Consider the following 13,584-nt stretch of genomic DNA (forward strand, 5'->3'; position numbering starts at 1 on the left):
TCCTAAGCTCGCAGTGAATGACCAGTTAATAACAAGAACAAATCCTCAAGCGTTGGCGACTCAATCCGCAAGCCATCCAACGGAATACCCTTCGCCGCTAACTGATTTACCGTTTCACCAACCTCCGACGTAGAGAACTGCAGAAAGTCACCGGCGTTTATCATTACCGAGGCAATATTTAAACTCGAAAGATCTGTTCCAGCAGGCAACTTAATTAATGACCCATCAAAATGCTTCGCTAGTAATTCCCTCGGCGTACCCTGCTCCACAATCGAGCCGGAATCAACGATAGCAATTTCGTCACACAGGAATTCGGCTTCGTCCATGTAATGAGTTGTTAACAGAATACTCTTACCACGGGCTTTAATCCGTTCAATGAGCTCCCAGAAGTGTCGTCGAGCCTGAGGGTCTAAGCCAGTAGTGGGTTCATCTAGAAAAATTAAATCCGGGTCATTAACCAATGCAATCGCCAATAAGAGCCGTTGCCGCTGGCCTCCCGACAACTTACGATTATCGCGATCAATGAAATCATTCAAAGAACAGTCTTCAATTAGCTGTTCCAACGGAAGATGCTCATGATATAGGGTTGCGAATAATTCCAGTGATTCACGAACCGTTAGAAAGTCTTGCAATGCGGTACTCTGAAACTGAATCCCAATACGCTGTGCATAATCGCGACTAATGGGTTTACCTCGGAACAGGACCTCTCCGGCATCTGGAAGCTGGATACCTTCCAAGATCTCAATAGTTGTCGTCTTGCCTGCACCATTGGGGCCAAGAAGCCCAAAACACGTACCCGCTTTAATGTCGAAACTGAGGTCATTAACAGCAGTGACTTCCGCATAGTGCTTGGAAACGTGCTGTGCAGAGAGAATAACGTCGGTCATGAGAATCCATAGCTGATGGCTGTTTTGACTTAAGACTATAGCGTGAACCACGCTAACTTTCATAGCACCCAATCAAGGTAGACGAGCACGAGTAATATTTAGATTCAAAATGATCTAATTTCATTTTTTTTCACCATTTTCAGCCTTTTTTTGCATCCAAAGCGAAACTCATTGCGTCTTTCTCTACAAAGGGTCCCCCAACGGTTGTCACGAGACTTACCGCCCTTTGTTTTTTTTAAGGAAGATAATCATGAAAACTTGGATTGCTACGACTGCTGCTGTACTAATGACTTCAAATATTGCTTTGGCTGATAATTGCCAGCCTGGTTATGAGTCCGTTGAAGATGCCATTCTTTCTACGCTCAATGAAACCAACCCAAAATCAATCAGTTCCGATGCAATGGTTCTTGGTCAGGTTTATGAGTTAAACGACCGCTATTTCGCTGTTTATGACCAATTACCCACCGGCCGAAACATCGGTAAAGTTTCCGTGGGCCATCCACAGGGAGCTGAAACTGCAGCGCTTTTCCGAACATCAGGTGATTTATACTCGAATTTGGACAACCAGCGTGTAAACCACTCAGACCGCAGCGCTGCACTTCAGCACGACGTAGCCTATTATGTGGCTAACGCATCAGGCCAGCTTTTTGTCGCTGAAGTCGGTGATAGACGATATGAAGAAGTCACTACTGAGCAAGGCGAAATGCGAGTTGCGACCAACGTTGACGACGTTGCCATCGTGGCCGCAATGATTGAGGATGACTGTTAATCTACCTGCTCATTGGGTTGCACAATCAACAGCGTTGAGGGTGCAACCTCACCATTTACTAACGAATCAAAAACCTTCACCAGCGGCTCTAACGCATCAATCAACGTTAACTCAAGCCGCGGCTCAAACCACGCCGCAAATTCTCTCAGTGATGAGATCAGAGCCATTGCTAATGCACCCCCACCTATTTCGTTTTTTAGACGTTCGAACTCCGTTGGCGCGAAGAAGAATTGCGTTCTGTCTGGCACGACTTTACCCCGACTTGTCGGTGTACCGTGAGTTGCCCCGATAAGCGACGCCCATTTAAGTTTTTCGGGGCAAGTGTCAGCTAAGCGATCTACCCAGTCAATTCGCCCGGCGAAATCAGCAACTAAGCTGTCCGTGGTTAGCCATAAGTCGTCATCGTAGGTTAACACCTCTTGATAACATCCGGTCGACGTAACAAATTCAACATTCGCAGGAGAGGTAACCGCCACCAAACGAATATCATCGTCCTTCAAAGCATGCGCCAAGGCTAACGCAGTTTTACTCGAAGCACTGGTGACGTATACCGTCTTCGCTCCCAAAAAAGTCTCGCTGCGCCACCATGACGCCAACAGCCAGCTAGTCGTAAACAACCCCTTTAGCGCGTGCTCATAGTGGCTATATTTGAACCCGAAAGGAAGTCGCTCATAATGGCGGTAAATGGGCGCATTAGCACCGCGCTTCGGGTGACTGTCTACCCAGCCAGAGCCCTTAATATCGGACGGGAGGGCTATAATCTCGTCGGCCATTGGGAACCAGCCCCAAACCTGTTCACCTACCTTAACCTTCTCACACCGACTTTCGACAACGGTTGCAATCCCCATCACTGGCACTCGACCATTCTCTGCCTGAGTAGCCGGAAAGAAATCCCAGTATTTCAAACTATCTCCCGCCAACGCGTAGCTCACATTATTCGCGGTGAGGCTAAAGCTGTCGACCTTGAGGCGAACTTCATCTACCCCTACCGAATTCTTCGGACACTGCACCACGGTGCCATGGCTGATCCCCTGCTTAGCGACTTCAAATACCTTCATTGCTGATCTATCTCCTTTAGCAACATCTCTGCTGTATTGCGATATAGTAACGATAACATTAGTTTACGGAGAAACTCGAGATGAAACTCTTTATGGCTGTATTGGGCGGAAATTGTGGCAATTCTAATATTGAAGTACACGACGTCCGCTTTGTCGTAGGCGCATCAATCGATGCCTGTTTGGACCAACTGCGCAGAGAATGGTATGGGGATGCCAAGGGCTTACATCTTGATAGCTATACAGAAATTAACTCAGTTGAAGGGTATCGCATCGAGGTTTCACATCAGGCTCCTGCCGCCAATTCGCCAGCGCTATTCTTTGTGAATGTTGGTGGCTATCTTCCTGGAAAGTTCCTCGAGTTTCATGATATAGGCCTTTACGGTTGTCACAATAGCCATGAGGCGAAACAGCTTGCGCTGAAGCAGCTACTTGCGAGCTACGAACAGAATCACCGTGACGACCTTTACGATGTTGACAATTGTATTGAGGTGAATCTTCTTGAGCGTCATTACATTCATCTTATCCCGGATGCGACAGCGGTCATGCAAGGACCAACATGGTATGGGTACAGACCCATTGACCGCTAGCCAGTAACAAATCTATCAAATAGGTAACATTACTGACTTCATTTTGCGCGGCGCACAAAATCACTATAACGGCGTCAAAGCCCCCAGAAATATAGACTTTTAAAAAGTTGGCACGGTTCTAGCTAATACTCTGGCAGGACGTGTCATCTAACAATGACGTTTCGAAAAATAAAAACAATAAATAATAAAAAAAGACAACAAATATAATAAAAACAATAAATAATAAAAATAGATTACAACAACACAAAAACAATAAATAACAATAAGAATAGCAAGACAAAAACTATAAATAATAAGAGCGAATAGAAGTAGGCGCCGTTTAATAAAGTATTATAGACAGCGCGAGTTGGGGCAACCCACTCGCCACATTCTTCCCTAGATTCATTCCACCTGATACACGTTAAAAATCCTCTTAGCCTATTCAATAGACTCGTTTAAGAACCAAACGTTCATCTCAAATAGAATTATTTTCAAGTGCTGAAATAGCTTGCTGCTGCCAATCATTGGACACCACAAAACCAACCTCAATGAGCTTCCCTGCAGTAACACTAGCAACCATAACAGGCACTTCACTCAATCTACTCATCAAGTCCGTTTTGCTCAATACCTTCAACAACTTAGCTTCGCGTGGAGCTGGCCAGCAGAGTCGAGGCACGACCACCCACTCTTCGCCCACATTGTAATTAAGAAACTGTTCCTGACTCATCCAGCTCTCATCCAATCGCCCCGAAAAGGGCTGAAAAATTCTACCAGGCAGCAGCGCCGCCTGTTTTAGCTCTCCCTCGAGCTTAGCAAGCGGACTTTGTGGCGAATGTGCGCGGGGGAATTGATTTTCAATTAGATGTTTTCGTTTAAGGCGCCAACTATCTTTGAGATTTGGACCCACAGCATGGAGTTGCTCATCAAAATTAGCCGCGAGATAGAATTTCACCGCCAGCTCAATATGGGTAACTTCAGGGGAGGCTTGCGAAGAGAGGATAAAATCAAGCTCACCGAGCGTTCTACCCTCATGATGAAGCTGTAAGCCTGCGGTTAATGACTCCGTTTCCGGCAGAGTTCTCTGCCAAGCATGAGTGATGAGGTATTCACAGTATTTGCCAAGACGACTTGTACGTCGCAAGGATTCGAGGCCTTCCAGACTGTCGGATAGGCCATGGTCCCGCTCAATTGCAGCAAAGAGAGATTGAGTGTCAAACCTCTCAACCTCAGCCGTTGGCTCCCAAAGCGAAAAGCTTTCAGGATTGACAAGCCACTTCAGATTGGCGAGGTGATTGGGTTGCATCAGGTCATAAAAAAATGGATTCATAATGCCACGCTAACGGAAGAATAGACTCACCGCAAGATAGTCCATCTCAAGATAGCCCACCCAAGCGGAGCGGTGGCAAACTTCGAACTGGAAAATATACAGGCGAAAAAAAACAGGCTTACGCCTGTCTTTAAAGATATGGAGCTGGTGATAGGAGTTGAACCTACGACCTACTGATTACAAGTCAGTTGCTCTACCAACTGAGCTACACCAGCTCGATAGCGCGCATAGTAGTGCCTGCGCACCAAAATTTCAAACTATTTTTACAACTTAAACGTTGTAAGTTTGCGAACTGATGTCACCGCCCGTTCCTGTCCAGTTAGTATGGAAGAATTCACCTGCTGGGCGATCAACTCGCTCGTAGGTATGCGCGCCGAAGTAATCGCGCTGAGCCTGCAAAAGGTTAGCAGGGAGGCGTTCGCGGCGATAGCCATCATAGAATGCGAGCGCAGTGCTGAAACAGGGCGTTGGTATACCTGCTTCCACGGCCTTTGAGATAACACGGCGCCAAGCTCCTTGGCAGCGGTCGATCGCGTTTTTGAAGTAGTCATCTAACAAGAGGTTAGTGAGCGCTGGATTGTTATCGAACGCTTTCTTGATATCCGTTAAGAATTGGCTTCGAATAATACAACCACCGCGCCACATCATCGCAATAGCGCCGAAGTTTAGATCCCAACCGTATTCACTGGACGCTTCGCGAAGGAGCATATAGCCCTGCGTGTACGATATAATCTTCGAAGCGAATAGCGCTTCTTTAACATCATTGATGAAGGCTGCGCGATCCTCAACACTAATCTGTGGATTAGGACCAGATAACACCATTGCAGCAGCAGTTCGCTCTTGCTTTAGCGCTGATAGACAACGAGCAAAGACCGACTCACCAATCAACGAGACCGGCATGCCGAGATCGAGGGCACTGATACCAGTCCATTTACCGGTACCTTTTTGCCCAGCTCTATCCATAATCTTGGTGACAAGAGGTTCGCCGTCTTCATCTCGATAACCAAGGATGTGCCCGGTAATCTCGATCAGGTAGCTGTCTAGCTCGGTGCTGTTCCAATCACTAAAGACTTGATGTAATTCGTCGGCGGTTAACCCCAAACCCTCATCGAGAAGCTGGTAGGCTTCACAGATCAACTGCATATCGCCATACTCAATACCGTTATGCACCATCTTTACATAGTGACCAGCAGCACCTGAACCTACCCAATCACAGCAAGGCGCACCATCGACCTTGGCACTAATGGACTGGAATATATCCTTAATCATTGGCCACGCTGCCGCATCACCACCCGGCATAATAGACGGCCCTGTCCGCGCACCCTCTTCGCCGCCCGATACACCTGAGCCAATGAAGTGGACGCCTGACTTTTGCATTGCTTCCCAACGACGCTGCGTATCTGGGAAGTGAGAGTTACCCAGATCGATAATAAGGTCGCCTTCATCAACCAATGGGAGCAACTCTTCAATTACCGCATCGACCGCGCCGCCCGCCTTGACCAACAGGACAATTTTGCGCGGCTTAGACAATCCATTAACCAGATCCGCCAGGCTTTCAAAACCAGAGACGCTCGTTCCCTTTGCAGGACCTGATAGAAACTCTTCTGTCACGGCGGAGGTGCGATTGTAAACGCCCACCGAATAGCCATTGTCAGCCATATTTAGAACTAAGTTCTGGCCCATTACTGCTAAACCAATTAATGCCACATCACATTGACTCATGGGTCGTTGCTCTCACTTTAATGCTTATTGAAGGGGTTGGAATACGTTGTGCTCATTTAGCCAAGTATAGACATCACTGGCCGATAGCAATGAATTATCGCACAAGTCGGCAAAAGTTCGAAATGTGATCTATTATGAGTTAGTACGTACATGGAGGCGAAATTATGCCGCTAAACAAGACAAACCGAGACCGTGATCCATACGAAGAGGCCTTTGCAAAAGCGAGGGATATTCGCCTGAGGCGCACTCATCGCCCTGAACGACCCAGAATCATCATTACGACGTCGAATGAAAACGAAAAAACTAGCGTTAAAAAACTGACGCATTGAACAGCTTTCATAACGTTTAAAATAACCATTCAGACTTCTTCCTCAAGCTTGCGGCATAGCATACGACTCGCTATTTGAGTTTATTGAGCGCAACAACGATATCATCAAACGTAAAAGGCTTTCTAACACAAAGAGAGAAACCTGCCGCCTCCGCTCTCTTAAGTTGCTCTTCCGTTGCGTAACCCGTTGCTAAAATGGCCTTCGCTGTCGGCTGAATCGCCTTTAAGCTCAACCAAGTATCTACTCCGGTCACCTCCGGCATCACCATATCGATGATCGCGACATCAAAATGAAAACCTTCACTATTCACTAGCTCAATCGCCTCGTCACGGCTAGCTGCCGTTCGGATCTCGTAACCAGCGCGAGTAAAAATCTTCTCCGCATAGAGGCGCACGAAAACCTCATCATCGACCAGTAAAACCGCCGCCTTAACATTCGACTTGCTAGTTTTGATTTCAGCCAGTGGAGCACTATCCCCTTTGCCAAGAGAGGTGGTACCCTCGACGTCGCCACCAACGAGATACAGCCGAAAGCAGGTTTCGCCTTCTGAGCAAATGAGCTCTGCGCTACCTTGATGGGACGTGGCAAAGTTAAAGACACTTGCCAGCCCAAGGCCTGTCCCCTGACTGCGAACTTTAGTGGTGAAAAAGGGATCAAAAATCTTTTGCGCAATCTCCTCGGGAACCCCTACACCGTGGTCGATGACTTCGACGAGCCAATAGTCATTGGGCTTGAGGCGAACCCCGTTGTTTAAAGTCAACGCCGTTGTCACAGCAGTTTTACGTAGTCGGACTTCAATCTTACCACCGGCGTGACTTGCATCATTCGCATTAAGGAGCAGATTAATGACAGCACTGACGAGCGCTGAACGGTCAAGCCGAACCTGAGCTGACGGAATGGCGTTGCTAACCTCAATGGATACTCCTGGCTTCAAATTGATCTCTACGAGGCTAATGGCTTTTCGAACTGATGACTCGAGATCGCAGAGTTCGAATTCAGAGTTTTCGACCTTTGAGTAGCTCAGCAAATTATTAGTGAGCCGACCGACATCTGCTGCCGCGCTAATCAATCGGTCCGCCAATTCACGAATAGCTTTGGGGTCGTCCTCTTGTTTTATCATCTCGGCGAAGCCAGACATACCCTGTGCAATATTATTAAAATCGTGTGCGACACCACCCGCTAAAACACCTAGTGCGTCTAACCTCTGCATCTGACTAACCTGACGTTCCAGCTCCAATTGCCGTGTAATATCAATGCCAATCGACATCGCGCCGACAACATTTCCTTGATCATCGGTCTGGACGCAGTTTGTCCACCTGACCCAAACACGCTCGCCTGAATGTTTTATATTTTCATTAATATTGATGCGGTAGTCTTCAGGTAAATGACTGATGTCGTTAATCATTCCTTCTAGGTTGTAGCCAGCGGAGTCAGTTGGAGGCGTTATCGTCTCTAAGACCTTTGCGCCAATCAACTCATCAGCATCAAACTCAAAAAAATTAAGGGCAAAGTCATTGGCATAAGTGATGACACCGTCGGTACTGAAGCACACAATGATTGCATTAGAGTTTTCCACCAGATATTCATAATCTGGTTGTTGATATGCTGAACTTCTACCCATACTATCCTTTGCTAATTGATGACACTTGAACTAGAAATAACGTTTGAGATGTTCCCTTAGCGTTACAGTATGTAAAATATAATGCAAACAGCTAATTTACCAAGGAATAGATATGTTTTCGGTCAATAGTAACTTCGACAGTGGTAACATTCATCTTGCGGGCGAGTCCAATGGTGAGCTTCTTCTTGAGATTCGCCAAGATCGTTACTCCGAATATTTCCAATGGTTTCACTTCTCCGTTAGCGGAGACCAGGGCTCAAAGCTTCAATGCTGCATTCGCAATGCAGGCCAAGCTGCCTACCTTGAGGGTTGGCCTGACTATCGAGTGTGTTTCAGCTACGACCGCAAGACCTGGCATCGTCTAGATACAAATTTCGATGGTCAGAACCTTCGTTTTGAAACACAACTCGAGGGTAACACGATTTGGTTTGCTTACTTCGAGCCCTTTTCCTATGAGCGCCATCTCGAACTAGTCGGCAGGGCCCAGCAACATGACGAGGTAACACACGAAATACTTGGATTGACCCTTGATGGCCGCCCAATTGACCTATTACAAATTGGTACACCGGCCGACGCCAAACCGATCATTTGGGTTACCGCACGCCAACACCCCGGCGAAAGTATGGCCGAACACCTTGTTGAAGGCTTACTCAATGAATTGCTAAGTGACTCTGAGTTAGGAAAAGCTCTACGTTCCCAGGCAGTCTTTTATATTATCCCCAACATGAACCCTGATGGCAGCGTGCGTGGCCACCTTAGAACAAACGCTGCAGGCATGAATCTTAATCGCGAATGGCAATCACCATCGAAGGAAAAGAGCCCTGAGGTATTTTGGGCGCGCTCGAAGATGATATCGGTAGGCGGTGACATGTTCCTCGATATTCACGGTGACGAGGCGCTACCGTATAATTTCGTCGCAGCGAGTGAAGGCGTCGCTAATTACTCCGCTTACATGGCAGAGCTTGAAAACGCATTTCGAGGAAGCTTACTCCAACGCAGCGACCAATTTCAGACTGAATACGGTTACGATATCGATGCACCGGGTAAAGCAAACCATACCGTTGGTAGTAACTGGATGGGCAACCATTTTAAGACACTTGCATTGACCTTAGAAATGCCATTCAAAGACAACGCTAACGACCCCTGTTCTCGGTTCGGCTGGAATGGAGAACGAAGTCAACAATTAGGCAAAGACATGCTGGCCACGGTACTAGACCTTCTGCCACACATAAAGCGAGGTTAATTTACAATGCCATCATTCGATATTGTTTCAGAGGTAGACTCTTCCGAGCTATTAAATGCAGCTCAGAATACCGAACGCGAAATTGCTAATCGTTATGACTTTCGCAAAGTGGACACTCAGGTTAAGTTCGCTAACGATACGATTAGCCTGACGGCCGAAAGTGATTTTCAATGCGATCAAATGCTTGATATTCTGCGCGCGCAATTAATTAAGCGTAAGGTCGACCCATTGACCATGGATTATGAGCCCGAGCCTACCCACCGAGGCAAGGCGTTCACGGTAGACGTGAAATTTAAACAGGGTATTGAAACCGACGTCGCGAAGAAAATCGTAAAACTGATCAAAGACGCAAAACTCAAAGTACAAGCTGCTATCCAAGGCGATCAAGTGCGCGTGACGGGGAAGAAACGTGATGACCTACAGCAAACCATGCAGAAAGTAAGATCTGCAGAACTCGGCCAACCCTTTCAGTTTAATAACTTCCGCGATTAACCTCCAAAGCACTACAATTAGTGTGATCTCGCGTAGAAATACACTATATAGTGTGCTTTGGTGCATATTCTTTGTTGACACTCCCATCATCTCAACTATTATTAGGTTAGTATTCACTTTTAGCGTGATGAGACAATTATCGCTCTAATTTATTTCTTGGTACAACCGAGGGAGCTTGTTACATGAACGAAGCAAGACACTTACTGGCCAGATTTGAACCTCAGGATCTGGCACAAGAGGCCAATAACCTAATGGTTGCGCTAAATCTTTCGCTCATTGACCCTACAACTCCTTTTATCGACGACAAAACCAAAATTTCCTTAAGTGAAGACTTACTTGATCATCTGGTAGAAGTTGAAGTTCATGTAGATATCAATTCTCCCTTTGATTTTGCCCTGATGTGCGTCCGCGAGGTTTGGGAGCAAATTCTCAAGTTGGACCAAGCATCCTTCGAAAATTATCGCATTATTCGCCATCCCGAATGCGCGCTGATAGAAGCCGTTTCAGTTAACGAGTCCATTGGTTGCGCGGTGCAGTTTACTGTCTTTCCTGCGAACAACGTCGTTCCATTTAGACCTGCTGGCAGTTAGCGAAGCACCGCTATTCGAGGGTTTACTCAACGGCGAGATATGGCATACTAAAATTAAAATTATAATAATAATGGCCTATTTGGTGAGATCCCTATGACGAATTACCGCCCGTTAGCGAGCTTTGCCCTTCACGTTGCTACTCAACCGAACTCACCTTTTTTGCACCAACCACGTAATCGTGAGTGGACCTCGTATACCTTCAGAGAAGTAGATAATCAAAGCTCTCGAATGGCTGCTGCGTTGCTACAGCTTGGGTTCGAAAAAGGAGATCGTATTGCTATTCTCGGCAAGAATTGCGCGGAATGGATTATGGCCGACTTAGCGATCATGAAAGCCGGCCTCGTCAGCGTCCCCATTTATTTCAGCGCCGCCGCGGATACCATCGATTACGTCATCGAACATAGTGAAGCTAAGGCAGTTTTTGTTGGCAAACTGGATAATTATGATCATGTTGCGGGCGTATTTGCTGGCGGCATAAAAACGATCTCATTTCCGTATCCTATGCCGGCGTGCGATTTCCGCTGGCAGGATCTGGTGGAGACTAATCAAGCCATCGATAGCCCCTACCAACCTGTTGATGAAGACTTACTTTCCATTATTTACACCTCTGGTAGCACTGGAAAGCCTAAGGGGGTGATGATCTCCTTTGGTAATTGCCAGGCGATTGGCGTTGCGTCAGCCAATCTTTCTGGTGAAGTTTATAGTAACCAGGATCGAGTGGTTTCATACCTGCCGCTTGCTCATATTGCAGAGCGCGGTCTCGTAGAACTCACCGCGCTTCATTCTGGCATGCAGATTTTCTTTGTGGAGTCGCTGGATACCTTTAGAGAAGATATCTGCCATGCAGAGCCAACGGTTTTCTTTGCCGTCCCGCGGATTTGGCTAAAAATTCAACTACAGATCTTAGATAAAATCGGCCCCGACCGCTTTGCGCGACTCATCAAAGTCCCACTCATTGGTAGACTGCTGGCCAAGAAAGTTCGCAAAACCCTCGGACTTCATAAAGCTCGCGTCATTATCTCTGGCTCGGCACCAATTTCGCCAGACGTACTCAAGTGGTATCACCAAGTAGGCCTGCCAATTTCGGAAGGATGGGCGATGTCCGAGACCAGTTGTATTGGCACCATTAATCTGCCTTTCCGGGTCGAAGACATCGGTTCAATCGGCCGACCGCTTCCCGGTGCTGATATTAAACTATCGAAAGACGGAGAGATCCTTATTCGCGGCGCTTTTATCTCTCCTGGTTACTACAAGAACCCCAAGGCAACCGCCGAAACCATGGATGGAGAATGGCTCAAAACTGGAGACCTCGGGCGCTTCAGATCCAGCGGCGCGCTCGAAATAATTGGTCGCGTAAAAGAGCAGTTTAAAACCTCTAAGGGAAAGTATGTCTCTCCAGTTGGCATTGAGTCGCTTCTCTCTGCTTTCCCCCAAATTGAACAGGTTTGTGTAATGGGGAGTGGTTTACCACAACCTATCGCACTCGTCGTTCTTGCTGAAGGCATCCCCTGTAATTCTGAAACACTCACGGCAATCGCAGGCGAGGCTAACCTCAAACTCGAGGCGCATGAACACTTAGATGCCGTGATTGTCTGTTCGCAACCATGGCTTATAGAGAATGGTTTACTAACGCCAACTATGAAGCTTAAGCGCGATGCTATCGAAAAATGCCACCAGCGGACCGTTGACGCTTACCAACGAAGTGGTACTCACGTTGACGTTGTCTACGAATCCTAGTGGCTAATACAATGAAGGATCTTCCAGCATTTACTCCACAGCAAATTTCGCTGTCGCCAGCTGAGAAGACCCGCCGCAAACGAAAATCTATCATTCGTGCTGCGGAGGGATTTTTTCTCCTGCTAACAGTTATCCTTCCTTTATCAATTTTAAACGCTATCGAGCTTTCACTCGACGACTGGCTATTGGCGGTTACAGCCTGCACGATTGTATGGGGGCTGATGCTACTCATCATCATAACTAAAGCCGATCGATTCCTTGCATTTTTTGATCCACATTTTTTTGTAGTTCCCGCCCTCGGTGCGGTGATTCTCATCAGCTACTTCGCCTATTTAATGCCTGACCTACGTATTTTAGTTCTCGGAGGGTGGTTTACGGTTTTACTATTCGGTGGCGGACTGATGACCTTTCGTCAGTCAATTTTACTCTCCTTTGCCATGGGTATTGGCTATATGCTATCGGTTTATGCAATCGCTCAAAGCGGCTATCCCATCAACTTGGCCGCTGAGATTGGTCAAGTCATCCCGTTTTGGGTAGTTTGGGGCTATAGTGGCCGCGTGACTGAGCGAATGAGGATGAAACGCATTGAAAACAAGATGCTTCGCAAGGAGTTGAGTCAATATGCTTTCACAGATTCGTTAACTGGCCTTTATAACCGTCGTGCCTTTGAAAATGAATTCCAACGTCGAAAGGAACTACTCAGGGGCGGCGCATATCTCGGCGTCCTCGTATTTGATATCGATCACTTCAAACGCGTCAATGATACTAAAGGCCATGAAGCTGGCGATGTCTTACTCAAAGAGTTTGCGGCAGTACTTTCTAGATCTATGGGTGACGATGCCTGTCTCGCTAGACTGGGTGGTGACGAATTCGTCGCTATCATTTCAGTAGAATCGTTAAACGAACTTGAGCAGTTAATCGAAGATATTTTTTATGACAATCGACAGGCTATTGGGGGGCTATTCACTCATAGTTGTGGTGCAGTCCTGACTTCGAGTAAATACTCTATCTCCCGAGTACTAAGGGTTGCCGATACTTCTCTATACGAAGCTAAAGCTCGTGGTCGAGACTGTTTCGTGGTGAAGGATTTAGATGAAGTTAGCATGGCTTTAGCAACCGCTCCAAAGGTAGACGAATCCTTAGGAGACCTTGAGCAACTTCGCTAGCTATTGCGCCACTGATAGATCTTAGCTAAACGCGGCGTGATTAAAAAAGGAAGTCCATGAATGGCAACTTCCCTTCT

12 protein-coding genes and 1 tRNA gene are annotated in these 13,584 nt (G+C 47.0%); 7 read left to right on the forward strand and 6 right to left on the reverse strand.

Features of this window, described 5'->3' with window-relative positions:
* Positions 1–2: 2 nt before the first annotated feature.
* A complete protein-coding gene (locus Q0698_RS11940) occupies positions 3–887 on the reverse strand; it encodes an ABC transporter ATP-binding protein (protein WP_298636884.1) in 885 nt (294 codons plus the stop codon).
* Positions 888–1,137: 250 nt separating this feature from the next.
* Between Q0698_RS11940 and Q0698_RS11945 the strand changes: the two genes are divergently transcribed.
* A complete protein-coding gene (locus Q0698_RS11945; RefSeq protein ID WP_298636885.1) occupies positions 1,138–1,656 on the forward strand; it encodes a hypothetical protein in 519 nt (172 codons plus the stop codon).
* Here the strand turns inward: Q0698_RS11945 and Q0698_RS11950 are convergent.
* Entirely contained in the window at positions 1,653–2,714 is a 1,062-nt protein-coding gene (locus Q0698_RS11950; RefSeq protein WP_298636886.1) for a DUF2855 family protein, read from the reverse strand. The two genes, Q0698_RS11945 and Q0698_RS11950, sit on opposite strands and share 4 nt — an antisense overlap.
* Positions 2,715–2,794: 80 nt before the next feature.
* On the opposite strand from Q0698_RS11950, the gene Q0698_RS11955 reads away from it, so the two are divergent.
* Complete coding sequence (locus Q0698_RS11955; RefSeq protein WP_298636887.1) at positions 2,795–3,301, forward strand: DUF1543 domain-containing protein; 507 nt, start codon at positions 2,795–2,797, stop codon at positions 3,299–3,301.
* Between the two features lie 454 nt (positions 3,302–3,755).
* Here the strand turns inward: Q0698_RS11955 and Q0698_RS11960 are convergent, their stop codons facing one another.
* The 4 genes from Q0698_RS11960 to Q0698_RS11975 form a co-directional block, all read right to left on the reverse strand.
* Positions 3,756–4,607: a DUF1853 family protein gene (locus Q0698_RS11960; RefSeq protein WP_298636888.1), complete on the reverse strand. Its 852-nt coding sequence runs from the start codon at positions 4,605–4,607 to the stop codon at positions 3,756–3,758.
* A gap of 139 nt (positions 4,608–4,746) precedes the next feature.
* Positions 4,747–4,822: transfer RNA gene (locus tag Q0698_RS11965), tRNA-Thr, on the reverse strand.
* A gap of 55 nt (positions 4,823–4,877) precedes the next feature.
* The gene (gnd, locus tag Q0698_RS11970) at positions 4,878–6,329 is read right to left on the reverse strand and encodes a decarboxylating NADP(+)-dependent phosphogluconate dehydrogenase (RefSeq protein WP_298636889.1); all 1,452 of its coding nucleotides are present in this window, start codon (positions 6,327–6,329) and stop codon (positions 4,878–4,880) included.
* A 399-nt stretch (positions 6,330–6,728) separates the two neighbouring features.
* Positions 6,729–8,279 carry a response regulator gene (locus tag Q0698_RS11975; protein WP_298636890.1) on the reverse strand — a complete coding sequence of 517 codons (1,551 nt, stop codon included), beginning with the start codon at positions 8,277–8,279 and terminating at the stop codon, positions 6,729–6,731.
* A gap of 112 nt (positions 8,280–8,391) precedes the next feature.
* Here Q0698_RS11975 and Q0698_RS11980 point away from each other — a divergent pair, with 112 nt between their 5' ends.
* The 5 genes from Q0698_RS11980 to Q0698_RS12000 all read left to right on the forward strand — a co-directional run bounded on the left by Q0698_RS11980 (position 8,392) and on the right by Q0698_RS12000 (position 13,507).
* On the forward strand, positions 8,392–9,522 hold the full coding sequence (locus tag Q0698_RS11980; protein WP_298636891.1) for a M14-type cytosolic carboxypeptidase: 1,131 nt from the start codon (positions 8,392–8,394) through the stop codon (positions 9,520–9,522).
* A 6-nt stretch (positions 9,523–9,528) separates the two neighbouring features.
* Positions 9,529–10,014 carry a YajQ family cyclic di-GMP-binding protein gene (locus Q0698_RS11985; protein WP_298636892.1) on the forward strand — a complete coding sequence of 162 codons (486 nt, stop codon included), beginning with the start codon at positions 9,529–9,531 and terminating at the stop codon, positions 10,012–10,014.
* A 182-nt stretch (positions 10,015–10,196) separates the two neighbouring features.
* Positions 10,197–10,604 carry a hypothetical protein gene (locus Q0698_RS11990; RefSeq protein ID WP_298636893.1) on the forward strand — a complete coding sequence of 136 codons (408 nt, stop codon included), beginning with the start codon at positions 10,197–10,199 and terminating at the stop codon, positions 10,602–10,604.
* Positions 10,605–10,697: 93 nt separating this feature from the next.
* On the forward strand, positions 10,698–12,341 hold the full coding sequence (locus Q0698_RS11995; RefSeq protein WP_298636894.1) for an AMP-binding protein: 1,644 nt from the start codon (positions 10,698–10,700) through the stop codon (positions 12,339–12,341).
* Positions 12,341–13,507 (forward strand): GGDEF domain-containing protein, encoded by a 1,167-nt coding sequence (locus Q0698_RS12000; protein WP_298636895.1) that lies wholly within the window; start codon positions 12,341–12,343, stop codon positions 13,505–13,507. Before Q0698_RS11995 ends, Q0698_RS12000 begins: the two co-directional genes overlap by 1 nt.
* Positions 13,508–13,584 lie beyond the last annotated feature (77 nt).

The sequence above is a fragment of the uncultured Umboniibacter sp. genome, assembly GCF_947497555.1.
GTDB lineage: Bacteria > Pseudomonadota > Gammaproteobacteria > Pseudomonadales > DSM-25080 > Umboniibacter.

Coding starts and splice junctions, on each gene's coding strand:
- Q0698_RS11940 (WP_298636884.1), bottom strand. CDS start 887: ATGACCGACGTTATTCTCTCTGCACAGCACGTTTCCAAGCACTATGCG.
- Q0698_RS11945 (WP_298636885.1), top strand. CDS start 1,138: ATGAAAACTTGGATTGCTACGACTGCTGCTGTACTAATGACTTCAAAT.
- Q0698_RS11950 (WP_298636886.1), bottom strand. CDS start 2,714: ATGAAGGTATTTGAAGTCGCTAAGCAGGGGATCAGCCATGGCACCGTG.
- Q0698_RS11955 (WP_298636887.1), top strand. CDS start 2,795: ATGAAACTCTTTATGGCTGTATTGGGCGGAAATTGTGGCAATTCTAAT.
- Q0698_RS11960 (WP_298636888.1), bottom strand. CDS start 4,607: ATGAATCCATTTTTTTATGACCTGATGCAACCCAATCACCTCGCCAAT.
- gnd (WP_298636889.1), bottom strand. CDS start 6,329: ATGAGTCAATGTGATGTGGCATTAATTGGTTTAGCAGTAATGGGCCAG.
- Q0698_RS11975 (WP_298636890.1), bottom strand. CDS start 8,279: ATGGGTAGAAGTTCAGCATATCAACAACCAGATTATGAATATCTGGTG.
- Q0698_RS11980 (WP_298636891.1), top strand. CDS start 8,392: ATGTTTTCGGTCAATAGTAACTTCGACAGTGGTAACATTCATCTTGCG.
- Q0698_RS11985 (WP_298636892.1), top strand. CDS start 9,529: ATGCCATCATTCGATATTGTTTCAGAGGTAGACTCTTCCGAGCTATTA.
- Q0698_RS11990 (WP_298636893.1), top strand. CDS start 10,197: ATGAACGAAGCAAGACACTTACTGGCCAGATTTGAACCTCAGGATCTG.
- Q0698_RS11995 (WP_298636894.1), top strand. CDS start 10,698: ATGACGAATTACCGCCCGTTAGCGAGCTTTGCCCTTCACGTTGCTACT.